Origin of the sequence: Brumimicrobium sp. (assembly GCA_023957385.1) — a bacterium.
Taxonomy (GTDB): Bacteria; Bacteroidota; Bacteroidia; order Flavobacteriales_D; family Crocinitomicaceae; genus Brumimicrobium.
In genome coordinates this window covers 1,359,019-1,384,912 of sequence record JAMLGZ010000001.1, presented here as the reverse complement: position 1 = coordinate 1,384,912, position 25,894 = coordinate 1,359,019, and the positions used below count along the sequence as shown (strand labels likewise).

Below are 25,894 nucleotides of genomic sequence, written 5' to 3'. Positions count from 1 at the left end.
CCCTCAAATTTAAGTGAAATATTCTTTTTATAAAAATTTAAATTTTGTTAACTCAAATTTTTCCAGTTATCTCTAAGTTTTCTTTTAAAAATTTAATTGTTAACTTTAAAAATTAAAGAGAAATCGAATGGAAGAAGAACGTATATTAGACAAAGAATTTTGGAATAAACGCTATGAGATGAATCATATCGGATGGGATATTGGCTATCCATCTACACCGATTAAAACTTACATTGATCAACTCACTAATAAGAATATTGACATACTCATACCAGGTGCTGGAAATGCTCACGAAGCTCATTATCTACTGGAGCAAGGATTTAAGTCTATAACGATATTAGATATTGCCCCTTTAGTTGTAGAAAAAAATAAAGAATTATTTAAAAATAATCCTGAAGTGAAGGTAATTGAGGGAGATTTCTGGGAATTTGAAGGTCAATTTGATCTAATCTTTGAACAAACATTCTTTTGTACACTCCCACTCTCATTTCGCCCTAAATATTTTAAAAAAATAGCTGAATTGCTAAAAGAAAAAGGAAGACTTTGTGGAGTTTTATTTAACGTTCACTTTGAATCGGGTCCTCCTTTTGGTGGAGACATCGAAGAATATCGTGCTATGATTCCACTTCAATTGTTCAATATAGACAAATTGGAAGAATGTTATAATTCAATTAAACCAAGAAGTGGAAATGAGGTGTGGTTAAATTTACAAAAAGTGTAGCTTTGTACTGATTTAAAAATGTGATGATGAAGATAGAACAAATATATACAGGATGTTTAGCACAAGGAGCATATTACATAACTAGCAATGGTGAAGCTGCTATCATTGATCCTTTGCGTGATACTCAAGAGTATCAGGAACGTTTACAACGTGATGGGGTCAAATTAAAATATATTATTGAAACACATTTTCATGCTGATTTTGTATCCGGACATATTGATTTATCCGTAGCGACTGGAGCTCCTATTTTATTTGGACCTGGCGCATCAACTGCATACAAGAGTATGGCAACTGTAGATGGACAAATCTTACCTTTGGGGAACGTACAGTTGAAGATATTACATACCCCTGGACATACTTTAGAAAGTATTTGCATACTTCTTATTGATGAGAATGGGAAAGAAAAAGCTTTATTCTCCGGAGACACACTATTCTTAGGTGATGTAGGAAGACCAGATTTAGCTCAAAAGGTTGGAGAATACACGCAAGAGGATTTAGCAGGAATGCTGTATGATTCTTTAATGAATAAAGTGATGCCATTACCAAATGACATCATCATTTATCCAGCACATGGAGCCGGTTCTGCTTGTGGGAAGAACATGATGAAGGAAACAATGGATTCACTTGGTCACCAAAAGGAAATGAATTATGCATTAAATCAACCTTCAAAAGAAGCCTTTGTGAGTGCCGTTTTAGATGGATTAAGTGCGCCTCCCGCTTATTTCAGTGCAGCTGTTCAACTCAATAAGAATGGATATAAAAATTTGAATACTGTATTAGAAGAAGGATTAGAGCCTTTTACCCCAGAAGAAGTAACCCAAGCAGTTGAGGGAATTAATGCCTTGATACTAGACACACGAAAGAATACAGAATTTCACAAAGGATTTATTCCTGGTTCTATCAATATAGGAATAGATGGAGGTTTTGCACCTTGGGCGGGCACTCTAATTAAAGACGTTACTCAAGCTCTTATAATCGTTGCTGATACTGGTCGTGAAGAAGAAGTAGTTACTCGTTTAAGTAGAGTTGGATTTGATAATGTAATTGGTTATTTAGACGGAGGAATAGATGCTTGGAAAAATGCTGGAAAAGAAATGGATACTGTACATCGCATTTCTCCTGAAGAATTTGCCGCATGTGTAGACTGTCAAACTGATACTGTTATAGATATTCGTAATAACACTGAATACAGCAATGTACACGTGGAGAATGCTAATTGTAAACCACTTGCAGATATTAACAATTGGATGAATGATTTACAAGATGATAAGCATTTTTTCATTCACTGTGCAGGTGGCTACCGTAGCATGATTGCAGCTAGCATTCTTCAAGCAAGAGGTATCAGAAATTTCACTGAAATTGAAGGAGGAATGAATGCAATAAAAGGAACAAAAATACCTATGGGTATATAGACTTAATCAATTCCTCTCTTATAACGTATTGTTCGCTTATTCTAAATTGTGTACTTCTTACTTGCCAGATCGAGTGTCTTTTCATAATATACAAAGGAAATTGACTTTATGAATTTTGTTATAATGGTTTATTTCTATTAATTTAGAATGATTCTAAATAATTAAATTAAGTTTTAGTATATCCTTGATTTTCAAACTACAATTTCTTTCCATTTTAACCACATGACAATTACATGACAATCACATGACATTATTATGACATAATACTGATTAACAGTAAGTTATGTATTTATTTTTCACTTAAAAAGATTTGAAATTTAAATTTCATAAGTATCTTTGCATCCAATTACAAAACTCAAAATTAATTATATGAAAAGATATTTACTTTTTACGCTATTCGGAATGGGAGCGATTATAGCAAATGCTCAAGATACAATAACAGTAAGTATGGGAGCTGGTGGAATCAATGATGTTTGGTACAACATAGATTCAGATGAAACAAATTCAGCTTCTGCAACAAACTGGGACATAGCCTTTCAAATTGGTGGATTAGCTGATGGATCTGTTATGGTTAATAGTGCAAATGGACGAAAACTATTTGTATATCCAGGAGATATAGAAGATTGGGCAACGGTTGACACAACGGGAATGAATTGGGATGAATTATTCAACAATCCAAAAGATTGGAAAACGGGAGCTTTCAATTCTATTAAAGATATCAATGAACAATTTGATTATGGTTGGGGAGATTATGTTCCTGCATACCATGGACTCATTGGGAAATCTCTTTATATCTTAAAACTAAGTAATAACGATTATAGAAAGATAAAAATTGATTCTTTAAATGGTTATACTGGATTATATAAATTTACTTATGCCAATTTAGATGGTTCTAACGAGATTTCCTCACAAGTAAACAAGAATGATTATACAGGATATAATTTTATATATTACTCAGTAAGTGGAGACGCTGTTATTGATAACCGTGAGCCTAAAAAAGTAAATGAATGGGATTTACTTTTCACCAATTACATTGATTTAGCACCTAATCCTTTTACACAAGTATTAGAAATGGCTAAAGCTGGAGGAGTTTTAGCAAGTCCAGGATTAGAAATAGCACAAGTCGATGGTGTAGATCCAGAAAACTATATGGATTGGTTTGGTGCAAACTATTCTTTTGATATGAACACAATTGGACATGATTGGAAGAACTTTAATATGAATGCAATGCCTCCTGCGTACGAATATGTAACAGATCGCGTTTATTTTGTAAAAGCAAACTCAGGTAATGTATGGAAACTTGTTTTCTTTAATTATGGTGGCGCATCTAATGGAAACATAATATTTTGGAAAGAATTAATGTCAGAAGCTTCTTTGGACAAAAACAATCTACCACAAGCCAATGCAGTGATATATCCAAATCCAGCTACTTCACAAGTATCTGTACTTCTTAATAATTTTGGAAATACGGATATGTCTTTATCAATTACCAATATTCTTGGAGAAGTTGTTTATCAGGAAAATACTCCAAACACAGGAGATCTTAATCTAAAAACAATTTCTACTGAGAATTTTAAATCAGGTACATATTTTATTCACATACGCACAAAGGATCAAGGAATTACTAAGAAATTAATTATTCAGTAACCTTAATCTCCAGGTTTTTCATAATGTACAAACAATCGTTCGGAACGCACAACCGAGCGATTGTTGTTTTAAAAGGGTAATAATTCGTGAAAAAGTACGCATACATAATTGCTTTATTTTTTTTAATTAGTCATTCTGTACTGTTAGGTCAAACTATTACCGTTATTTCTTCTAACGATAAACATCCCCTACCTCATGCACGAATTGAAATAGCCATCCAAAATAAAGTATATAATTTTTTGAGTGACATTCAAGGAAATATTGAGATAGGCTCGGCTTACCAAAATCTTTATTGTAAACTCACTATCAGTTACCCAGATTTCAACACGATAACAATCCCAAATATTCGCATTACAAAAGATACTACATTTACTCTCTCTCCTACTATAAACGAATATGAAGAGGTTGTTGTAACTGCTCAATATAAAGCACAACTTATCGAAAATGCAGTACATAATATTGCTGTAATAGATCGAAAACAGATTGAATCAATGGCTGCACAAAATGTTATAGAAGCAATAAACAACCAACTAAATATACATATAAGTGAAGACAATATACTTGGTGCCAATATACAACTACAAGGAATCGGAGGTGAAAATGTAAAAATTCTCATAGACGGTATCCCTGTCACTGGGAGGCAAAATGGCAACATAGACCTTGCTCAAATTCCAATTGAAAATATTGAACGTATTGAAATCGTAGAAGGCCCTCTTTCTGTAAACTATGGAACAGATGCTCTAGCTGGAACCATTAATATTATCACCAAACAGAATCAAAAAAACACATGGGAAATTACTAGCAATAACTACTCAGAAAGCAGTGGTAAACTTAATAACTCACTTTCAATTGGTGGAAAATTTAAAAATCATCAAATTATACTAAATGGTGGGCGACATTTTTTTGATGGTTGGGATCCTTCTCATAAAATATTTGATTATAGAAACCCTATTGCTGATAGTTCACGAGTTTTACTATGGAAACCAAAAACACAACTATTTGGAGGTTTAAATTATCAATTTAGAGGAACTCATGCTTCTTTAGTATTTAATGGACAATATCTGGATGAAAAAATTATTAATCGTGGATATCCACGTCCTCCTTACTTCGAAACAGCATTTGATGATTATTACCAAACGCAGCGTATCAATCAAAGTTTAGATTATCAATATTATTTTAAGCATAATCATACATTGTCTTTAACCGCTGGTTATAGTGGCTATTTCCGTAAGAAAAATACAAAAATTCGTGATTTAACTACTATTGATGATGTAATTACGAGCAATCCCGACGATCAAGACACATCAACTTACCACAGTATAATGCTACGCGGAAGATATATCCAAGCCAAAGATGATAAAAAATTCAACTATGAAGTAGGTTTTGAAATACTTCAAGAATATGCCTTCGGTAAAAAAATACTACATAAACATAAAAATATTGGTGATTATGCACTCTATACTTCGGCAGAATACTCCCCTCTCCCTTCTTTAACATTTCGACCTGGAATAAGATATAGCTATAACACTCAATACAAAGCTCCTCTCACTCCTTCTATGAATATTAAATGGACATTCTTTAACAAAGATAAACACGATTTAGCTTTGCGATTCTCCTACGCAAGAGGTTTTAGGGCTCCTTCCATCAAAGAATTATTCTACACCTTTGTTGATGCAAATCACAATATTATTGGTAACAAAGATCTAAAAGCAGAATCATCCGATAATTTCAATCTCTCTTTCCACGAAAATCAACGTATAGCAGATGTTGTCATAAAAAATAAACTATCAGTTTTCTACAACATAATATACAATCAAATTGCACTAGCGCAAAAATCTGTTAACGAATATTCCTATTTCAATATCAATCGTTTTACTACCACTGGCTTCCAATTTGAAAGCTCTATTTTATACAAAGGTTTATCCGCTGGATTAGGGTTCGGTTATATAGGTAGATACCATAAAATTGTTTCTGATAAAACTTTTCTAAACAATCAATTCTTATTCTCACCAAGCATAAATAGTCAAATACAATATAATTGGGAAAAGATCGGACTCCAATTTGCTTTATTTTATCGATATATTGGTGAATTACCACAGATTTTTGGAGATGAGAATGGCAATTACACCTTGTCGATTATTAAGGACTATCACCTTGCTGATTTCAAGATTTCTAAATACATTTGGAATAAACGATTGACTATCAGCGTGGGAGTTAAAAATATATTCAATGTAATAAATGTATCAGGTAGTGAAGGAAGTGCTATCAGCGCCCACTCTTCAGGAGGTAGTGGACAAACAACTATTGGCATGGGAAGAACTTACAATCTTGGTATCATACTTAAACTCTATTCCAAATGAGAAAATATATACTCTTTATACTATCATTCCTATTTTTAAACTCATGTCTTAAAAAAGAATTTCCAATTCCAAAAAAAGAACACAATACAGGAAATGAAGTAGCTATTACTTTAGGCAATAATTATAAGAAGCAAGTTTTTTTCAATCTTGTAGAAAACAAAATCATAGCTAGTAATAACAAAGAAATTTGGGATATTGGCTTTGAAACTGGAAATACAGGATGGCATGTGATATCAAATGTCGCTAAAAATATGTTTGTATATTATACAGACAAAACAAATTTATCTGATTTAACTAGTAAATATGGATATACCTCTAATCCACAATATGACAAACCCTCAGGAGATATGGATTCTACTGGTATAGGTGATTGGACGGATGGTTTTGTACGATTAATAGACATGGGATATACTGCTGAAGGGCAAGCATTAGGTTGGTATAAACTAAAAATCATAAGCGTTACGCCAACAGCCTATTATTTCGAATATGCGAAATTACAAGAAACCAATGTAACTCAAGATTCAATTCTAAAGGATGATGCATATAACTTTATGTTTTACAGCATGATAGATAAAGGAAAAGTTGATGTAGAACCTAAAAAAGCAACTTGGGATTTAGTATTTACACAATATATTCAACATTTGACAGAGCCTGCGATTATGGACTATTTGTTAACTGGTTGCCTGCTAAATAGATATCAAACTAAGGCCATTTTAGTTACAAATATAAAATATGAAGATATTGACCTTATGTATGCTCAAACATTATCCCTAGCCAACGATATGAATGCCATTGGTTATGATTGGAAAGATGTAGGATTAACACAAGTTATGGAAGGAGGAACAGCCAACTATACGGTATTTCCAAATAAAGCTTATGTAATACAAGATCAGCACGGAAATTATTTCAAACTCAAATTTCTTGATTTTTACTCAAAAACAGGAGAGAAAGGTACACCTACTTTTACCTTTGAGGAATTGAACTAAAAAAACCACGAATTTTCATCCGTGGCTTTTTCATTTCTAAGTTTTTCTTACCTCAACACATTCACATGACCAATGTATGAATGGTGTCGGTCTGACATAGTTTCTTTAAATTCTATTTTCCAGATATACGTTCCATCACGCACTACGTTGTTAGAATCCATACTATAAGTTCCCTTCCATCCTATTTCTACATCATGGGATTCAAATAATACTTCTCCCCATCTATTAAAGATATGTAATGTATATGTGTCTGGATCGACTCCGCTTGAAAAAATAGGTGTAAAAACCTCATTATTTCCATCATTATCCGGAGTAAATGTATTCGGAACATAGAAAATTAAATCATCATTAATTTTGATTACAGCACGAGCGGTATCTGTACATCCTTGATTTGTATAAGCCACTAGTATTGCAATATATTCTTTAGCAGAAAATGGATATTTCACAACTGGGTTTATATCTGTAATTCCAGATTGATAACCTGTATCCCAATTATAATAATCTGCATATTGAGAAGTATTTTGGAAAGTCACCACAGGATCAACTACACTAATTTTACTTGGTCTGTAGGAAAAATTAGCAATTGGATTATGATATACTGAGATATAATTATCTACACTCGCGTCGTTTACACATCCCTTATCAGAAGTCACTCTCAGCATTAATCCATAATTGATATCATTTCCAGTAAGATTTTCAAAACAATCCGTAAATGAATCACCTGAATAAGTTCTTCCATCTGATAGTAACCATTCAAATTTATCTAAAGATGAGGTTGAATTAATTGTTGAAGTTGAACTAATCTCTACACAAACAGGAGCACATCCTTCTAGATTCACACCTTCAAAACTAACAGTAGGTAAGGGATAAACAATCACTGAGAGTATAGTGTCATTCACACATCCATGATTGCTAGTTACAGTTAACGCTACGTTATACGTTCCATCCTCATCAAAAGTATGTATTGGATTTTGAATGTTTGAAGTGTGGGTATCTGCAAAATCCCAATTCCATTGAACATTGTTGTTTGGAGTATGTGCATTGCTTATTGTAGATAAGTCTTGGAAATTAGTTGGATCATGCAAACATACTTCAGTTGGGGAAAAATTTACTTGAGGCAAAGGATATACCTCTACTTGCTTAGTAATAGAATCCTTACAGCCAAAACTTGAAGTCACCAGTAATTTAACTGTATATATTCCTTCATTGCCATAATTCACTGTTGGATTAATTTGAGAAGAAGTGGTGCTATTTCCAAAATCCCAATTAGATGATTGAATAAAGTCACCATGTGAAGAGCTCAAAGTTGAACCATTTGTAAATACACTAGTAGCATCTTCACACACTTGGGTGGCGCTAAAATCAGCTATTGGTAAATCATATACAATCACCTGATGAGATATAGAATTTACACAACCATTTGTGTCTTCTACTTGCAAACTTACATTGTATGAATTTGCTTGAGAAAATGTATGATAAACTGTATCTGAAATATAATCTACTACTCCATCTCCATTAATGTCCCAATTATAACTATTAATACCAGCAGCAGAGCTAGAGTTGTCGGTCAACATCATTTCATCATGTAAACACACATTTGTAAAATTAAAATTGGCTGTAGGAAGTGGATTTACAACTACCTGAAAACTCGTATCATTCGAACATCCACGAGATGTAGTAACAGTCAGAGTTACATTGTACGTTCCATCATTTGCATAAGTATGACTAGGATCAACTAATGTTGACGTTGCTCCATCGCCAAAATCCCACGCCCATGCAATAATATTATCTTCGCCAGAAGGAGAAACAGAAGAATTATCCGCAAAATGGGTCACTTCTCCTAAACAAACCGTATCTGCTTGGAAGGAAGGAGTAGTCTGAATCAGATTCACTTCAATATCTTTTGTCAAAACAATAGCACAATTTACAGGATCGCCAATTGGTGGTATCAGAGTTACAGTATACGTACCTGATTCTGAAACATGAATAGATTCGGTTGTATCTCCCGTATTCCATAAAAATTCCATATCAGAATCTTCGCCACCAAGTGCAGAGAGGGTTACATATTCCCCTGGGCAAATCAGAGCATCATCATCTGAAGCAATAATTTCTGGAGAAGTACATCCCGCATCAATATAAGCATAGCCATAGTGACCACTCTGAGAACAATCTCCAGAGGTAAATTCTACAGTCATATTTTGACCAATATAGGCAGACAAATCAACCAAAACTGTAGTCCAATCTTTATAGCGAACATTTCCTGGTGCCGTTTGGAACCCAGTGATAGTACCTGCGGCAATTACAGAGTATTCTGCGCAATCAACACCATTTCCATCTTCATCATACACTCTAAAAGTAAAATAAGGTTGTTGATTACTCGTATGATTTGGGTCTTGGAAAACTACTGCATAACTAAACTTAAAGATTGTATTTGTAGCATCCACATTAAAAGTTTGATACATTCTAGCTGCGTTACTTCCGGTACCAGTACCATCACCTAAACGGCAAGAATAAGCGCCTCCATTCGGATTTAATCTAGAAATTCCAGTTACTGGATCTGTTCCTCCATTTACAATTAAGAAATTAGGTCCGGCACTTCCTGGTCCATTATCCACAAAACTATAATCTACAGAACCATCCACCTTTCCATCTCGAAGTGTCCAGCCATTTAAATTACCATCTTCAAAATCCATATTTTGACATGAGGCTCCGGCTCTTAGTGAAAAAGATACTTCATTTTCATTATCTACATCAAAAACTGTTGTTTGTAGTAATTGCTTTGTATCCATTATAAATCCTGCATAAGTATTCGCTATTTCATCTGAATTAGCTCCTGCTGTATGAGAATAAATACGAGCATAAAAATCATAAATTTGAAAATATACAAAACGTCTAAAAGCAATTTCTTTTTTGTTTTGATATCTCGTCGTAACACCTAAATCAGTTAAAATTTTATTATAATCATAGTATTCGATTATAAAATCTTCTAATTGATCTACAGAATAAGAATTTACATAAACAGTTTCAACATCTCCCGTTGTCGAACCCTGTGTTGATTGGCTATAGGAAATACCTATTGTAAAGCAAATCATCGAAAAAAATAAGGTAGTGCGTTTCATAACAGTAACATTTAACAATTCAACACTTCATTCTTTTCGGTATCGATACCTAACTAGTACTATTTGGGGTGTATTTATAGTTATAAAATTTATAACTAATGCTGGGAGCTTATGGTTTAGAAACTATAATTACTTTGCAAAGTTTTTAAATTTCGTTTCTATTTATACAACGTATGCTCAATTTCGAAGGTTGTGTTTTTTGAAAAATAATTATTCATGCATAATAATTTATAGCATAAAAAAGGCGTAGCTGAAACTACGCCTTCCTCAATTGTTAATTGAATTAATTACTTATGTTGCTCCCATATTTGAACTAATTCATTCATGGTTGCAACAGCTTTTTCCATATCTTGAACACTTACATATTCATGGCGAGAGTGAATACCCATTTCACCTGTAAATAAATTTGGGCAAGGAAGTCCCATAAACGATAAACGAGATCCATCTGTTCCTCCACGAATAATTACAGGTCTTGGCTCAATCCCTGCATTCTTCATTGCTTGGATAGCATAATCAGTAACGAATGGAACGGTACTAATTACTTCTTTCATATTTCTGTATTGCTCAATTATTTCAAAATCCATTTTAGCTCCTGGATGCTTAGCAATTATTTCTTCAGCTATTCCTTTCAAACGATTCTCATATTCAGTTAATTTAGCTGTAATATGATCTCGAATAATAAAGCTAATTGTAGCCTTTTCTTGAATACCATTAAATGAAGTAGGATGTACAAAACCTTGTCTATCTTCTGTAGTTTCAGGTGACCAACTATCTTTTGGCAAAGAAGCCAAAATTTCTCCTCCTACTTTTAATGCATTAACTAAAATTCCTTTTGCATAGCCTGGATGAGCACTCACCCCATGCACAGTAATTTTAACAGCATCAGCTGAAAAACTCTCATCTTCAATAGATCCTAATACACCCCCATCCATGGTATAACCATAATCTGCATTCAGTTTTTTCATATCCAATTGCTCCACTCCTCTACCCACTTCTTCATCTGGAGTAAAAAGAATACGGATATCTCCATGTTTAATTCCAGGGTTTCCCATCAGGTATTGAACAAAATCCATGATAATGGCAACACCTGCTTTATCGTCGGCTCCTAAAAGAGTCAAACCACTCGCAGTTATTAAATCGTCTCCAATCTTTTCCTTTAAATAAGGGTGTTGGTCAACTGTAATAACTTGTGTTGTATCATCCGGTAAGGTAATTGGTTTACCGTCATATTTTCTATGTAAAATAGGTTTTACGTTTTCTCCAGAAACATCGGGCGCAGTATCCATGTGAGCACAGAAACAAATTACAGGAACTTGATTTGTTGTATTTCCTTTTACTGTACCAAATACATATCCCCACTGATCCATTTCCGCATCCTGTACACCTAAATCTTTCAATTCTTGTAACAAGATTCTTCCTAAATCTTTTTGACGTTCTGAAGAAGGAAAGGAGGTTGCATTTGGGTCAGATGTAGTATATACCTGAACATATCTCATAAATCTTTCTGCTACTGTATGTTTATATTCCATCATTTTATTATTTTTTAATTTGTCTATTTGGATAAAATAAAGAGATTAAAAGTAATTTATCTCCGCTACTGTCTTAATTCTGCTTGTAATTGATTTTCTAATTGTCCTTTGATTTTACTCATAAAATTATCTACCACTTGATCGTTCAGGGTTTTCTCGCTATCCTGGAAATAGAAACTTACGGCGTATGACTTCTTCCCTTCAGGTAACTTATCACCTTCGTACACATCAAATAAATTAACTTCATTTAATATCTTACCACAAGTCGCTTTTGCTACTTCTTCTATTTGACTATAAGATACCTGCTTATTCAACAATAATGAAAAGTCTCTTCTCACTGCAAATGCTTTTGGAAGTGGGTGATATTCTACAGTATTCATGTTTCCCAAATTCAATAAAGCATCCCAGTCTAAATCTGCAATATATGCTTTTTGTTTTAACCCTAAGTTCTTAGCTGATTTGGTATGCATCCATCCTATTTCTCCGATTTTTGTCTTTTGAACATACAACTGAATTCCATCTTCTAGAATCGATTTTTTTAGAGCTTTGGTACTCACAAATTTCCCTAAGCCTAAGCGTTCCAAAATAGCCTCTACAACACCTTTTAAGGTATAAAATGATGTATCCTTTGATTGAGCATTCCACTGCTCCGGCTCTTTTTCTCCTGTAATAAAAATAGAAAGGCGTTTATTTTCTATAAACTGTTCTCCAAATCGTTTATAGATTTTACCAAATTCAAATAGACCAACATTCAAATTTTGGCGATTGATATTGTGTACCAAAGATGCTATTCCTTGAAAAATCAAAGATTGCCTTAATACATCTAAGTCCTGACTCAATGGGTTTAGCATAGTTACTGCATTCTCTATAGAAAATGCCTCTCCTCCAAATTGAGTTATATATTCACTAGAAGTCAAGGAATTATTCATCATTTCATAGTAACCTTTTGAAGCCAATAGGTCGGCAATTGCATTTTGACGTTTTTCTTCACTTCTCAAATCTTGATTGGAAAGGTTTACATTCCATTTTTGTGGGAGGGGAATATTATTAAATCCGTATATTCTCAACACTTCTTCAATTACGTCAGCTTCTCTGGTAACATCTACACGATAAGTTGGCACTTCCAGCTTGAGGATATTGTCATTTCTATGTACAATCTTAAAATCAAGTGCTAATAAGATTGTCATGATTTTCTCTCTCTCAATTTCTTTTCCAATCAATTGGTTGCATCTATCAAAATCAAAAATCACCTCAGCAGGTAGTATTTTTTTTCCTATGAAAGGATCTGCTTCATACACTATTTTACCTCCAGCAACTTCTGTGATTAATGCTGCTGCCCTTTTCATAGCAAATTCTACCATATTTGGATCTACACCGCGCTCAAAACGAAACGAAGCATCCGTATTCAATGCATGTCTTTTGGCTGTTTTACGAATGCTAACCGGATTAAAATAAGCAGCTTCTAAGAAAATAGATGTAGTGTTTTCATTTACTCCTGATTCTTTTCCTCCAAATACTCCAGCAATACACAAATTTGTTTTTCCATTGGTTATCATTAAATCTTGAGGATTTAATTTTCTTTCCACTCCATCCAGCGTAACCAATTTCTCTCCTTCTTTGGCTAAACGAACTACAATTTCATTCCCAACTTTGGATAAATCGAAAGCGTGTAAAGGAGTTCCTAATTCATGCAGCACAAAATTAGTAACATCCACTACATTATTAATAGAGGTTAACCCAATTGTAAACAAATAGTTTTTTAACCATTCTGGAGAAGGCCCAACTGTAATTCCAGCAATTAAACATCCTCTATATTGAGGAGCATCTTGTGGTGCTTCTACCTTAATTTTAATTTTTTCTCCATTTTCAATTACATTATATTTACTGATATCTGGTAATTGTAAAATAGATTTATCAATATTATTTAATTTGTTATAAGCCACAATATCTCGCGCCACACCCAAGTGTCCCATAGCATCACTTCGATTAGGTGTTAGACCAATTTCAATACGATAATCGCTTGCCAATTTCAAATATTCAGCAGCTGGCTGACCAATTTTTGCTGTATCCTTCAACACCATAATGCCGTCATGACTAGCACCTAATCCTAGCTCATCTTCAGCGCAAATCATTCCATACGAATCAACACCACGAATTTTTGATTCTTTTATTTTAAATGATTCTTCTGGATTAGGAAATAAAGTAGTTCCCACTGTAGCAACCAATACTTTTTGCCCTTCGGCTACATTAGGAGCACCACACACAATTTGTAATTCTTCACTTCCTATGTTCACACGAGTTACTTTTAATCGATCAGCATTTTCATGTTGAACACAACTTATAACTTGTCCTACAACAACCCCTTTTAAGCCTCCTTTTACCATTTCAAACTCTTCCATCCCTTCTACCTCCAACCCTGTGTCTGTAAGGATTTCACATAATTTTTCAGGAGTGTGATTTGTCTTAACGTAATTTTTTAACCAATTATAAGAAATTTTCATATTGCTATTTATACTACAAATGTGAGCTACAAAAATAGATAATTTATTTGCTCTTTGTAACCTTTTTTTCTGTTAACTACTCTATTTATTTGAAATCGATTTTAAAAGAACAAAAATGAAGTAAGTACAAACAAGAATGACAAATAGTTTCAACAAATAAATACAAAAGGTGAAAAACATAAAAAACATACAATCCATAACTATAGAACAAGCCATATCAGGGCTGTCTGAATCATACAGACTTGTTTTTTCACTCATTGAGATAAACGGTTTTACAATAAGCGAAACCTCAGAAACATTGGGGATAAGTAAATGGAAAGTCCGATATAGACTCTGTCGAGCAAAAACCATACTTAAGAATAAAGTAGGAGAAGTCAAAAACGCACATGAAATATATGATTTCCATTTAAAATACTGTAATAGAATAGTTGATAACGTAATGAATAAAATAGAAAAATTATGAGAAATTCTGCCGCTGCTAGTTTAAAAGTAATTAAGCAAGATGAACACTTTCATTCCATGCTAAGTGATGATCAAAAAATTGAAGAAATTAAATTTCACTTTGAAAAAATCATGGAGACATTAGGTCTCGACATGACAGATGATAGCTTAAAAGACACTCCTGAAAGAGTTGCTAAAATGTATGTAAAAGAACATTTTAGTGGATTAGATCCTAAAAACAAACCTTCCATTAGCGTATTTGAAAATAAATATAATTATCACCAAATGCTAGTCGAAAAAGACATTACACTTTATTCAAGTTGTGAACATCATTTTGTACCAATTATAGGGAAGGTTCATGTAGCTTATATTCCTGACAAAAAAGTAATAGGTCTTTCCAAAATCAATCGTTTGGTTCAATATTATGCCAAACGACCACAAGTTCAAGAAAGATTAACCATGCAGATCGCAGAAGGATTAAAAGAAGTGTTACAAGTTAAAAGTGTGGCCGTTATTATAGAAGCAGACCATCTTTGTGTTGCCTCAAGAGGGATACACGATACAAATAGCAAAACAGTTACAGAATGTTATCTCGGGGATTTTGAAAATGATAAAATGCAAGAAAAATTTTTAAAGCACATTCAATAATAAATGAAAAGGTTTACCTTAATATATTAACATGCCCCGTATAGGTATGATGCTTATCCGTCATGGTCTCTTTAAACATTATTTTCCATACATAAGTTCCATCTTTTACGGGGATATTAGAATCTATACCATAGGTACCTCTCCATCCCACATTCACATCATGAGATTCAAATATAATTTCCCCCCAGCGATTAAAAATTAACAAAGTATAAGTCTGCGGGTCAAAGCCACTCGAAAAAACAGGTTGAAATGTTTCATTAAAATGATCGTTATCTGGAGTAAAAGTATTAGGTACATAGAATATAACCTTATCTCGTATATTAACAACGCTTCGTGCTGTATCAACACACCCTTTATCCGTATATGCTACTAACATAACTCCATATTTTACAGGCTCATAAGGGAAATCTATTTTGGGTTCAAATTCATTCATATTTCCAATATTATCAATTGTCCATATATAGGAATTTGCATAAAGAGATGTATTGTGAAACTCTACTTCAGAATTTAAAATATCAGGATTTTCTGGTAAATAATAAAAACCTGCTATAGGATTATGATAAACTTGAATGTAATCATTAACAGTAGTATTTTGAGTGCAACCAAAATTTGAAATCACTTCCAAATTTACACCGTAAGAGATATCAAATCCAGAAGTATTTTCATAACAGTCGGAAAAAGAGTTTCCTGTATACGTTCTACCATCAGAAAGTGTCCAAATAAATTGGTTTAATGTGGATGGAGCGTTAATTGTTGAAGTTGAAGTTATTACCGGACATAATGGTGCACAACCTTCTAGATTTTGACCAGAAAAGCTAACTATAGGTAAAGAATGGACTGTTACCACTAAAGTTGTATTATTCTCACAACCATGATTTGAGGTCACTGTTAGAGTAGCATTATACGTCCCATCAGTACCATAAACATGAGTTGGATTTTGTAGAGTAGATGTTGTTCCATCAGCGAAATCCCAAGACCATTGAACATTTGAATTGGAAGTATGTGTATTACTAATGATTGATTGATCTGTAAAATTTGTTGTAAAATTTAAACAAACATCTGTTGGTGAAAAATTAACATGAGGTAATGGATAGACTTCTACAGGTTTAGAAATAGAATCCTTACAACCATAGTTTGTTGTAATAACTAATTGTGCTGTATAAACATTCTCTACCCCGTATCCATGCGTTGGATTTTCTTGATTAGATGTGTTTCCGTCTCCGAAACTCCAAGCATAGGTTGAAATCATGTCATTATCTACGGGATTAATCATGGAAGTATTCGTAAAAGATGTGATATCATCTTCACAAACAAAGGTGGCTGTATAATCGGCATGTGGCAAAGCATAGGATGTCACTTGTTGAATAATAGTATCTCTGCAACCATTAAAATCTTCTACAATAAGTCTAACCGGATATTGCCCAGCTTGATTATAGGAATATTGAGTATTCTGAGTAGTGAATTCATCTATTCCATCATTATTAACATCCCAATAATAATGACTAAATCCACCCGCGCTTGAAGTTGAGGTGCTAGTCAAAGAAATAGGCTCATTAGTACAAGCATTTACAAAATTAAAATCTGCACTAGGTTGTGGATAAACATTTACCGTCTTAGTAATTTGATCTACACAATTTTGATTTGATGTTGCTTGTAAAGTGACATTAAAAGAACCTGATGAACTGTATAAATGACTTTCATTTTGGGAGGTACCGGTTGAACCATCACCAAAATCCCAGGACCAACTAGCTATAGAACCCGAAGAAATAGTGGTTCCATTATTAAAAACAACTGAATTTCCAATACACACATCACCCCATGTAAAATCAACCACGGGATTTGGATTCACTACTACTTGAATTACAGTATCATGTTGACATCCTGTACTGCTAGTTATCTGAAGACTAACATTATGGGTTCCACTAGTCGGAAATACATAGGAAACATTCTGTCCATTATCATCTATAACACCATTATTATCAAAATCCCAAGACCACATACTGATAGGATCACCAGAAGATGTCGATGTATTTGCAAAAGAAGTGGCAACACCCTGACACTCAATCGTTGAGGTGAAGTCTGGATGTAATTGAACTACTGAATTAACGGTATAGTTTGCAACTCCACAGTTAGAACCAAGTGTATATAGTGCATTATACACACCATCTCCCATTCCATTAATAGCCAAATTAAGATCTGGGCCAGTTTGACCTACAATTGCAACACCTTCAAAATACCATTGCCATGTTCCTCCTAAACTATCTGCTGTTGCATGTAAAGTTAAATCATTGGTGCAATAATTCCCAGTTTCAGTAATAGACAAAGAATTAAAATAATCTTCTGCTTGAAGTATCAAATTATCAAATACAAAATATGCATAACAAGGTGAACCATTATAAGCAGCAGGTAAGCTACAAGGGGCGCCTATCATAATTGCATAAATATCTACTGTTGGTGTAAATGTAATAGTTAAGACACTCCAAGAATTGCTAGGCGAATACGTTTGACTCCCTATTAAGTTCCAATTAGGAGATGCATTTGAAGGGCAATCTGTAGTGCTCACAGGTAAATAGCTGCAATCTGTTGTTCCAAAGATTGAGATGTCAACATCTCCATAGTTAATTGTACCATTATTACACACTCCTCCCATACCAGTTATAGGAAACGAAGCAATATTAAAGTCTAAAACATAGGTCTCACCTGCAAGTAGGGGACTTAATAAGCAGGAACCTACATATTCTCTCCAACCATTTTGAAAGATAGCTCCAATATAAGCACTACCATCTGCTGCAGATATTCCTGCTTGGTTTGCCGCTCCAAAGGAATACCCACAAGCAAAATAATCTGATGTAGCAGAAGTTGCCTGCATCCAAGTTTGTGCACAATTCAATTGAGAAAATGAGGTGGGACAACAATTTCTATCTTCAAACGAAGGGTTTGGAATTAATGACGGGATATTTGTTGAATTTCCAAATCCGTTACAATCACAATCGGGATCATTTAAATCAATTAAACCATCCCCATCATCATCAATACCATTATTACATATTTCCTGAGAATAAGACACGAAATATAATAAGAGTATTATAATAGCAGTAGTTACTCTTTTCATCTTAAAATAATTAAACCAACGGTTAGGCTAAATTATAGTAATTATATCAATAAAAAAAATATTAAGTTTCTTTTTCTTTCAATACTTAGAATTTATGAAAAGCCTTTTCAGCAGGATAAGCATTAAATGTGCCTCCTGCTTTGGCTACTAATACATTATTTTGATTCACAACTGAAGCCTCTGCATAAATTAAACGTTTACCTGCTGAGACAACTTCTCCGTGAGCTGTAAGGACATCTCCTAACTTGACTGGCTTTAAATAATTGATATGTAAATCTACTGTACTAACTACATTTCCACTTCTACCAGCAACAGTTAAAGCAGCGACTCCCATGGTTCCATCAATCACTCCGGCTACAACTCCCCCATGTGCCGCAATAGGAGTTGCCAAATGTTTTTCCTTGATTTCGATAACATATTTACATTTCCCTTCTTCTAGAATTTCCAAGTCCATTTCTAAATAATCTCCGTATCTATTAGAAGCTTTATATAATTGTAGAACTTTATGATCTATCATTGCAGTATTTTTTCAACAAAGTTAATGCATTCTAATAAAAGAAGTAACTTTGGAAAAGCTTTAATTTTAAAAGATGGCAGGTTTATTTAAGCGATTAAGAGGCAATTTGAAATATCAGGATGGGGCAAAACCCAAAATCATCTTGAGGGAGTACCCTCCTAAAATCATCCTAGCATGGGCAAAAGGTGCTGAAGGTCATTCTGAATTATTGGATTATTTGTTTAACAACGGATATAAGGAATTAACCATGACTATTCACGCCTATTATCATAAACCAGAGGCTATTGATTGGTTGATGCAAAATGGATTTCCACATTTATTAGCATTAGTTAACGCAAGTGAAGGAAACGAGGAAGCATCTGAATGGTTGCAAAAGAATAATTTTCTACTTCTTCATAATATAGCACTAGCTATTTCGGGAGAGAAAGAGGGTTTTGAATGGCTGAAACAAAATAGCACAAAAGAGTTTTATTATCTAACATTAAATCTAAAAACTTTAAAAGAAAAATAATGTCGCAATTAGTTGATATCAAGGAAGCTGTTCAAGGTTTAAAAGATGGGAAGACATTACTTTATCCTACGGATACAGTTTGGGGAATAGGTTGCGATTGTACCAATGAGGAGGCTATCCAACGCATTATTGAAATCAAAAAAAGAGACGCTCATAAGTCTTTTATACTCTTGGTTGATAGTGTTGCCATGCTTGAACGATATGTCGACAACATTCCTGATGTATGTTACGATTTAATTGATTTGGCTACTAAACCCACTACCATTATTTATGACACACCCAATGGTTTACCAACATCTTTATTAGCAGAAGATGGAAGTATAGCCATACGTGTCACAGACGATAATTTATGTAAAAGAATGATACAGCAACTCAGAAAGCCAATCGTATCAACGAGTGCAAATATTTCAAAAGAACCTACTGCGCGAAATTATTCAGAAATTAATTCCATCATCAAAGAGCAAGTCGATTTTATATTAAATGAGCGTTTAAACGAAGATATGAGCACTCCTTCTTCCATTATTAAGGTAGGAAATGATTATAAAGTAAAGGTAATACGTTCTTAATGATAAAATTATATATGATAATGACTTTTACCACAAATATTGGGTAAAATCACTACTTTTTTTCTCTAAAAAATTCAATAGAAATAATTTACCAGCCCAATGGTATTTTTTTTATCTATTGACGTTTCTGAATAAGTTAGCTATCAATTCTAATGAAGTCACCATTCATCTTGAATTCCAAGTCTAAACCATTATCAAGTCCGATTTGTTGATTTTTACCTTCTAATTCCCAATCAGTTATGAAATTATTGGGGAAATTTGAATCAACATATAATTTTAACTTACTTGGAATTACACTTTCAGGAAGTTCAGTTGTTCCATCAATCTCTCTAATTTCTTTTTTTCTATTAAACTCTAAAGTAATACCTCCGTCAAGTGTAATATCATAAGACTTCTTAAATCCATCAACATCTTTAATAACTTGCAAAATTTTGTTATTCGGAAAATGTAATGTTACATATTCTGAAATTTCAGTTGGTATTTCTGTTGATGAAAGAACAGTTTCTTTATCACAACTTAAAAGGCAAAAAGCCATTCCGAGAATTATAATTTTTGATTTCATTTTCATTTTTTAAATATTAATTTCAATATTAAACTTCTCTCTTCTCACTTATAAACTTAGAGGCAAGCATACCACTTACTAGCGATAAAATAATAACTCCAAGCGATAGCCATTCCGGTATTTCAACTTGATGAGAAATGATCATTTTTACACCTACAAAAGCCAAAATAACTACTAAACTATAGCTGATATATCTGAATTTATCTAACATTCCCACAATTAGAAAGAACATAGACCTCAAGCCCATAATTGCTAGAATATTAGAGCTAAAAACAATAAAAGGATCAGCAGTAATGGCTAAAATAGCAGGAATACTATCTATGGCAAAAAACACATCTGTAAGTTCAATAATTATTAAGGTAACAAAAAGAGGGGTGATATATTTAATCCCATTAATTTTGACAAAGAAATTGCCATTCTCAACCTTTGTCGTAACCGGATAAATTTTGGAAAGCCACTTGTAAATCTTAAACTCATGAGGGTCTTGCTGTTTACCATGACTGAAAAGCATTTTTAGCGCAGTTAATATTAAGAACACACCGAAAACATAGATCATCCAATTGAATTTGGTAATTAATGCCACGCCAAAAATAATCATTAATGCCCTAAATACGATTGCTCCTAATACGCCATAAAAAAGTACTTCGTGTTGATACTTCTTAGGTATAGCAAATGACGAAAAGATAAGTGCAATAATGAAAATATTATCAACACTTAATGATAGCTCTATCAAGTAGCCCGTAATATATTTTAAAACAGCATTGATAGGTGTTGAATTAGTAGGATTGGCTATCCATTCATTCTTGAAAGAGAGATAGATTATTCCTGAAAAGAGGACAGCACAAGTTACCCAAACCGCTGTCCATATTGCAGCTTCTTTGGTTTTGATTTCGTGTGGGTTTTTATTAAAAACGCCTAAATCCAACACCAAAGCGAACACTACTACTGCTATAAAAGCTATCCAAACTGTCATATAAGATTTCTTAAATATTTATTTTTTTTGATTTCAAACCATATTCATTTTTCTATTTCTTCTTCGTGAATAGCTTAATAATAACAGGAGCTGTTACAAGTAAAATCAATCCTATCAATATAAACTCTAAGTTCTTTTGCACCCAAGGGTTTTCCCCTAATACATAACCTAAGGTAGTGATACTAACTACCCAGAGAATTGCTCCCAGTATATTATAGAATGCAAATTTTTTAAAATTCATTTCTACTGTCCCAGCAATGATAGGAGCAAATGTTCTTACTATCGGTAGAAATCGAGCAATGGCAATGGCAAATCCACCTCTCTCTTCATAGAATTCGTGAGCAGTTTGGATGTGTTTACGTTTCAAAAACCAAGCATCCTCTTTTCTGTTTATAATGTACTTGAATTTATTACCAAACCAATAACCCACGAAGTTTCCTAAGATAGTAGAAGAAGTAAATAAGAGTATCCAAAAAGTCAAATTGAAGAATTCATTTCCGAAGGGATAATGAACTTCATTAGCAGAAGCAATTACCATCCCTGAAATAAACAACAAAGGGTCGCCAGGCAAGAAAAACCCAATGATTACCCCTGTTTCTATAAATAAAATTAACAGCACTAAATACAGCCCCCCATTTTTCATTATCCAATTAGGATCTAATAGATTCTGAAATAATTCTAATAGCACTTCCATTTGATATTATTTTAACATCAATCGCAAAGATATATAAACTATTTTGAATAATAGTATTACTATCATAAAAAGTTGTAAAACTATTTATATCTTTGTAGGCAAATAAAAATATATCTCAAACAATATGAGTATAGCGTTTAAAATAAAAATGAATGAAGCTTTGTATCTTCGAAATCCAGAAGATACTGACTTAGGAAGAAGAATTTTAAGAAGCAGTGTTCAACTCATACACAAGTTAGGATTTGAAGAATTTACTTTTAAAAAATTGGCTGAGGAGATCAATTCAACTGAGGCAGGGATTTATCGTTATTTTGAAAATAAGCATAAGCTACTGATTTATCTAACTGCTTGGTATTTTAGTTGGTTAGAATTTCATATTCAATTTGTAACCAATAATATCAATGACCCAAAAATTAAGTTAAAAAAGGTAATTTCTATCCTAACTAATCCTATCGAAGACGATGAAAAGACAAGTTATATTGATGAAAGTTTATTACATCCTCTTATAGTCGCTGAAGGATCAAAAGCATATTTAACTAAACAAGTTTCTGAAAACAATAAACAACATTTTTTTCAACCCTATAAAGATTTATGTAATTTAATCGGGAATGTCATCTTAGAATGTAATGCTAACTACCCGTTTCCAAAGTCTTTAGCGTCCACCATAGTTGAAGTGGCACATTTTCAGAATTTCTTTATGCATAATTTATCCTCTTTGACTGATTTTAGTAAAAGAAATAAAGAAGATGAAGTACAAAAATTCTTAGAGGATTTGATATTCTCTAGTATAAATAAAAATAATTTAGTTGATTAAAGTTTATGTCGAAAGATTGGATTATATCACAAGTTAAGAAATCGCAAGCAACTAACAATCATATTTCACAAGGCAGAGTATTATATAAATTATTCTTCCTTATTTAATTTAAATTTAAAAAATACGCCATTATGGGACTAAACAAATTTTTTCATTCTTTTCAACCTAAGAGTAAAGTTTTTTATGCACTTTTTGATCAAGTAACTGAAAACTTAAATAAAATGTCAAACCGTTTTGCAGAAGGCATACGGAACTTTGAAAAAATGGATAATTCATTTTTAGATGAGATGCAAGAGTTTGAGCATATTAACGATGATTTAACTCACGAGATTTATGTGGAGTTAAACAAAAATTTTATTACTCCCTTTGATAGAGAAGATATCCATTTACTTGCCTCTCGATTAGATGACATTGCAGATTATATGTTTGCCGCAACAAAACATATTGTACTCTACAAATCACCTTATGTTGAAGGATATAAAACATTGACTCACTTAATTGTAGAATCTTGTTCAGAATTAAAGGTTGCTATCAATGAATTAAAATCTTTGGAATCAACCGATAAAATTAAGCATTCTTGTATAAAGATTAACGCTATAGAAAATCAAGCAGATGATGCTTTATCAGAGGCTATGGTTGCATTGTTTGAAAATCATGAAGCTATCAACGTAATCAAAATATCATCTATCATCCAATATTTGGAAGAGGTTACGGACAAAGCAGAAGAAGTAGCCAACGTTATTCAAGGAATTTTAATTAAATATACTTAATCAACATCTATGGAACTTCCATTCTTATTAATTGTAATTATAGTTGCCGCATTACTATTTGATTTTATCAATGGTTTTCATGATTCTGCTAATTCCATAGCCACCATTGTTTCCACACGTGTTTTGACACCATTTAAAGCCGTTTTATGGGCTGCATTTTGGAATTTTGCTGCATTCTTTGTGGCCATCTATGTTATTGGAGAATTTAAAATTGGGAATACGATAGCTAAAACTGTATATCCTGATTTTATTACTTTAGAAGTTATATTTGCTGGACTGATTGCTGCCATTTTTTGGAATTTACTTACATGGTGGTTTGGAATTCCATCTTCTTCTTCCCATACACTGATAGGTGGTTTATTAGGAGCTGCTTTGATGAATGCTTATTTTATAGATTTTAATGAAATTAGCATGGCACATCCTGAACAAAACTGGCTTCAAAACGCAACAAGTGCTTTTCAACAACTTCTTTCACAGAGTATAATAAAATTCGATAAAGTTATCCCTATATTCTTATTTATTTTTCTAGCTCCTTTGATTGGGATGCTTATTGCAATTATTATAAATATCATCATCATCAACTTATTTAAAAATACAAAACCTCAAAAAGCAGAAAAAACATTCAAGCATTTGCAATTAGTTTCTTCTGGACTTTTTAGTTTAGGACATGGGCTAAATGATGCTCAAAAAGTAATGGGAATCATTGGTGCTGCGGTTATCTATCACCATGTTGCTATACAAGATCCCTTATATATTAATCTTGCAGAAGAAGAGCGTTTTCAATTTTTTACAGAACATTATATGTGGGTGCCTTTAGCTTCATTCCTTTTCATTGCTTTAGGAACCATGTCAGGTGGCTGGAAAATCATCAAAACAATGGGAACAAAAATCACTAAAATAAATTCTCTAGAAGGTGTAAGCGCAGAAACATCTGGAGCCATCACTCTTTTCATCACTGACCATTTTGGAATTCCTGTTTCTACCACACATACTATTACAGGTTCTATTATTGGTGTAGGACTTACTAAGAGAGTTTCTGCTGTTCGCTGGGGAATGTCATTACAACTCTTGTGGGCATGGATTTTAACCATTCCCGTTAGCGCCATTATCGCTGCCATTTCACTTTGTATTGTACGTCTATTCACTTGATATAACCTTTTTGAGTACAGCTTTATAGTTATCTAGGAGAAATAAAAAAATGAAACAGTTAATATTACTTATTTTAATTTTTCCAATATATACATATGCTCAAATCACACCTTCTGGTGTTGGAGTCACTCAATCAGCAGCATGGATCGCAATAGGGATTCATCAAAAGATATATAAAAAAGAGCAAGAAACCAAATGGACTTCAGAGTCTGTTATAGCCTTAGGGAGAATGAGTTACCCAAATAAAACAAACTCATTTAAACGACCTTCCATATTTACTATTAGGCAAGATTTCAAATATAGTATAGGTTCACAGTTAAATATTTCAATAGGGGTTAATTATTATACAAAATATAACTATGAATCCACCTATCCATATCATCAAAAAGCTGTACCTTTCAAACACGAAATAAAGACTTCCAGTGGAATCGCTTATGATATTCCCATTCATTTTTTAACAATAACTCCTTCATTAAAACAAGAGTTTGGTCAATACTTTAACCCTGATTTCAGCTACTATACTGAACAATTTCGTGCAAGAACAAGAGCAAGAGTTAAATTAAAATTTAATCTTACAAAAGATAAAAAACACGCTGTTATCCTAATTTCAGAACAACTTTTTTCAAGCACAAAACAATTTATTTCTACTAAATGGTCTCCTTTTCTATATAAAGATAGTCGTTTTTCAATCTATTATTCACATACTTTTACCAAACAATCCATTCAATTAGACATCGGGTATATGCATCATTTAGTCGGATACTATAAACCAAGTTCTATTCATCATTTTGCTATAGACATAATCTGGAAAAACCCATTTAAATCAAATCTCAGATAACTTACATCCCATATTCTGGGGATT

Annotated in this window: 20 protein-coding genes; 12 read left to right on the top strand and 8 right to left on the bottom strand. The window is 33.1% G+C overall.

Translation table 11 applies throughout. From position 1 onward, the window contains the following. The first annotated feature begins 127 nt into the window (after positions 1–127). The 5 genes from M9897_06115 (at position 128) to M9897_06095 (ending at position 7,126) form a co-directional block, all read left to right on the top strand. Positions 128–721, top strand: coding sequence for a TPMT family class I SAM-dependent methyltransferase (locus M9897_06115; GenBank protein MCO5268450.1), 594 nt, complete (start codon positions 128–130; stop codon positions 719–721). Positions 722–747: 26 nt separating this feature from the next. Further along, entirely contained in the window at positions 748–2,133 is a 1,386-nt protein-coding gene (locus M9897_06110; GenBank protein MCO5268449.1) for an MBL fold metallo-hydrolase, read from the top strand. A gap of 369 nt (positions 2,134–2,502) precedes the next feature. Next, on the top strand, positions 2,503–3,780 hold the full coding sequence (locus M9897_06105) for a T9SS type A sorting domain-containing protein (GenBank protein ID MCO5268448.1): 1,278 nt from the start codon (positions 2,503–2,505) through the stop codon (positions 3,778–3,780). Positions 3,781–3,866: 86 nt separating this feature from the next. Continuing rightward, complete coding sequence (locus M9897_06100) at positions 3,867–6,140, top strand: TonB-dependent receptor (protein ID MCO5268447.1); 2,274 nt, start codon at positions 3,867–3,869, stop codon at positions 6,138–6,140. Next, on the top strand, positions 6,137–7,126 hold the full coding sequence (locus M9897_06095; GenBank protein MCO5268446.1) for an HmuY family protein: 990 nt from the start codon (positions 6,137–6,139) through the stop codon (positions 7,124–7,126). The genes M9897_06100 and M9897_06095 overlap by 4 nt, the downstream gene beginning before the upstream one ends. 47 nt (positions 7,127–7,173) lie before the next feature. Here the strand turns inward: M9897_06095 and M9897_06090 are convergent, their stop codons facing one another. From M9897_06090 to pheT, 3 genes are all read right to left on the bottom strand, one after another. Further along, on the bottom strand, positions 7,174–10,245 hold the full coding sequence (locus M9897_06090) for a PKD domain-containing protein (protein ID MCO5268445.1): 3,072 nt from the start codon (positions 10,243–10,245) through the stop codon (positions 7,174–7,176). Positions 10,246–10,532: 287 nt separating this feature from the next. Continuing rightward, positions 10,533–11,777 (bottom strand): peptidase T, encoded by a 1,245-nt coding sequence (pepT, locus tag M9897_06085; protein MCO5268444.1) that lies wholly within the window; start codon positions 11,775–11,777, stop codon positions 10,533–10,535. A 62-nt stretch (positions 11,778–11,839) separates the two neighbouring features. Continuing rightward, positions 11,840–14,275 (bottom strand): phenylalanine--tRNA ligase subunit beta, encoded by a 2,436-nt coding sequence (pheT, locus tag M9897_06080; protein MCO5268443.1) that lies wholly within the window; start codon positions 14,273–14,275, stop codon positions 11,840–11,842. Positions 14,276–14,794: 519 nt separating this feature from the next. Here pheT and folE point away from each other — a divergent pair. Next, positions 14,795–15,364 (top strand): GTP cyclohydrolase I FolE, encoded by a 570-nt coding sequence (gene folE, locus M9897_06075; GenBank protein ID MCO5268442.1) that lies wholly within the window; start codon positions 14,795–14,797, stop codon positions 15,362–15,364. Positions 15,365–15,377: 13 nt separating this feature from the next. On the opposite strand, the gene M9897_06070 is transcribed toward folE, so the two are convergent. Together M9897_06070 and M9897_06065 are read right to left on the bottom strand one after the other, a co-directional pair. Beyond that, entirely contained in the window at positions 15,378–18,476 is a 3,099-nt protein-coding gene (locus tag M9897_06070) for a PKD domain-containing protein (GenBank protein ID MCO5268441.1), read from the bottom strand. An 85-nt stretch (positions 18,477–18,561) separates the two neighbouring features. Next, positions 18,562–18,993: a PaaI family thioesterase gene (locus M9897_06065; protein MCO5268440.1), complete on the bottom strand. Its 432-nt coding sequence runs from the start codon at positions 18,991–18,993 to the stop codon at positions 18,562–18,564. Between the two features lie 73 nt (positions 18,994–19,066). Between M9897_06065 and M9897_06060 the strand changes: the two genes are divergently transcribed. Then, positions 19,067–19,504, top strand: coding sequence for a hypothetical protein (locus tag M9897_06060; protein ID MCO5268439.1), 438 nt, complete (start codon positions 19,067–19,069; stop codon positions 19,502–19,504). Then, positions 19,504–20,070 (top strand): L-threonylcarbamoyladenylate synthase, encoded by a 567-nt coding sequence (locus M9897_06055; GenBank protein ID MCO5268438.1) that lies wholly within the window; start codon positions 19,504–19,506, stop codon positions 20,068–20,070. The genes M9897_06060 and M9897_06055 overlap by 1 nt, the downstream gene beginning before the upstream one ends. 136 nt (positions 20,071–20,206) lie before the next feature. Here the strand turns inward: M9897_06055 and M9897_06050 are convergent, their stop codons facing one another. From M9897_06050 to M9897_06040, 3 genes are read right to left on the bottom strand one after another with little or no spacing between them, the layout of a single operon-like run. Then, on the bottom strand, positions 20,207–20,605 hold the full coding sequence (locus M9897_06050) for a PepSY-like domain-containing protein (GenBank protein MCO5268437.1): 399 nt from the start codon (positions 20,603–20,605) through the stop codon (positions 20,207–20,209). A 55-nt stretch (positions 20,606–20,660) separates the two neighbouring features. After that, the gene (locus tag M9897_06045) at positions 20,661–21,605 is read right to left on the bottom strand and encodes a TerC family protein (GenBank protein MCO5268436.1); all 945 of its coding nucleotides are present in this window, start codon (positions 21,603–21,605) and stop codon (positions 20,661–20,663) included. Between the two features lie 52 nt (positions 21,606–21,657). Next, a complete protein-coding gene (locus M9897_06040) occupies positions 21,658–22,299 on the bottom strand; it encodes a VTT domain-containing protein (protein ID MCO5268435.1) in 642 nt (213 codons plus the stop codon). Positions 22,300–22,423: 124 nt separating this feature from the next. Here M9897_06040 and M9897_06035 point away from each other — a divergent pair, with 124 nt between their 5' ends. The 4 genes from M9897_06035 to M9897_06020 all read left to right on the top strand — a co-directional run bounded on the left by M9897_06035 (position 22,424) and on the right by M9897_06020 (position 25,870). Then, positions 22,424–23,113, top strand: coding sequence for a TetR/AcrR family transcriptional regulator (locus tag M9897_06035; GenBank protein MCO5268434.1), 690 nt, complete (start codon positions 22,424–22,426; stop codon positions 23,111–23,113). 131 nt (positions 23,114–23,244) lie between these two features. After that, positions 23,245–23,883: a DUF47 family protein gene (locus M9897_06030; GenBank protein ID MCO5268433.1), complete on the top strand. Its 639-nt coding sequence runs from the start codon at positions 23,245–23,247 to the stop codon at positions 23,881–23,883. A 9-nt stretch (positions 23,884–23,892) separates the two neighbouring features. Further along, the gene (locus tag M9897_06025; GenBank protein ID MCO5268432.1) at positions 23,893–25,032 is read left to right on the top strand and encodes an inorganic phosphate transporter; all 1,140 of its coding nucleotides are present in this window, start codon (positions 23,893–23,895) and stop codon (positions 25,030–25,032) included. A gap of 49 nt (positions 25,033–25,081) precedes the next feature. Then, the gene (locus M9897_06020; GenBank protein ID MCO5268431.1) at positions 25,082–25,870 is read left to right on the top strand and encodes a DUF2490 domain-containing protein; all 789 of its coding nucleotides are present in this window, start codon (positions 25,082–25,084) and stop codon (positions 25,868–25,870) included. Positions 25,871–25,894 lie beyond the last annotated feature (24 nt).

Excerpts from the sequence above, each read along its gene's own strand:
- M9897_06110 (MCO5268449.1), top strand. The coding sequence starts at position 748 with ATGAAGATAGAACAAATATATACAGGATGTTTAGCACAAGGAGCATAT.
- M9897_06090 (MCO5268445.1), bottom strand. The coding sequence starts at position 10,245 with ATGAAACGCACTACCTTATTTTTTTCGATGATTTGCTTTACAATAGGT.
- M9897_06095 (MCO5268446.1), top strand. The coding sequence starts at position 6,137 with ATGAGAAAATATATACTCTTTATACTATCATTCCTATTTTTAAACTCA.
- M9897_06050 (MCO5268437.1), bottom strand. The coding sequence starts at position 20,605 with ATGGCTTTTTGCCTTTTAAGTTGTGATAAAGAAACTGTTCTTTCATCA.
- M9897_06055 (MCO5268438.1), top strand. The coding sequence starts at position 19,504 with ATGTCGCAATTAGTTGATATCAAGGAAGCTGTTCAAGGTTTAAAAGAT.
- M9897_06030 (MCO5268433.1), top strand. The coding sequence starts at position 23,245 with ATGGGACTAAACAAATTTTTTCATTCTTTTCAACCTAAGAGTAAAGTT.
- folE (MCO5268442.1), top strand. The coding sequence starts at position 14,795 with ATGCTAAGTGATGATCAAAAAATTGAAGAAATTAAATTTCACTTTGAA.
- pheT (MCO5268443.1), bottom strand. The coding sequence starts at position 14,275 with ATGAAAATTTCTTATAATTGGTTAAAAAATTACGTTAAGACAAATCAC.
- M9897_06070 (MCO5268441.1), bottom strand. The coding sequence starts at position 18,476 with ATGAAAAGAGTAACTACTGCTATTATAATACTCTTATTATATTTCGTG.
- pepT (MCO5268444.1), bottom strand. The coding sequence starts at position 11,777 with ATGATGGAATATAAACATACAGTAGCAGAAAGATTTATGAGATATGTT.
- M9897_06040 (MCO5268435.1), bottom strand. The coding sequence starts at position 22,299 with ATGGAAGTGCTATTAGAATTATTTCAGAATCTATTAGATCCTAATTGG.
- M9897_06025 (MCO5268432.1), top strand. The coding sequence starts at position 23,893 with ATGGAACTTCCATTCTTATTAATTGTAATTATAGTTGCCGCATTACTA.
- M9897_06105 (MCO5268448.1), top strand. The coding sequence starts at position 2,503 with ATGAAAAGATATTTACTTTTTACGCTATTCGGAATGGGAGCGATTATA.
- M9897_06065 (MCO5268440.1), bottom strand. The coding sequence starts at position 18,993 with ATGATAGATCATAAAGTTCTACAATTATATAAAGCTTCTAATAGATAC.
- M9897_06020 (MCO5268431.1), top strand. The coding sequence starts at position 25,082 with ATGAAACAGTTAATATTACTTATTTTAATTTTTCCAATATATACATAT.
- M9897_06035 (MCO5268434.1), top strand. The coding sequence starts at position 22,424 with ATGAGTATAGCGTTTAAAATAAAAATGAATGAAGCTTTGTATCTTCGA.
- M9897_06115 (MCO5268450.1), top strand. The coding sequence starts at position 128 with ATGGAAGAAGAACGTATATTAGACAAAGAATTTTGGAATAAACGCTAT.
- M9897_06045 (MCO5268436.1), bottom strand. The coding sequence starts at position 21,605 with ATGACAGTTTGGATAGCTTTTATAGCAGTAGTAGTGTTCGCTTTGGTG.
- M9897_06060 (MCO5268439.1), top strand. The coding sequence starts at position 19,067 with ATGGCAGGTTTATTTAAGCGATTAAGAGGCAATTTGAAATATCAGGAT.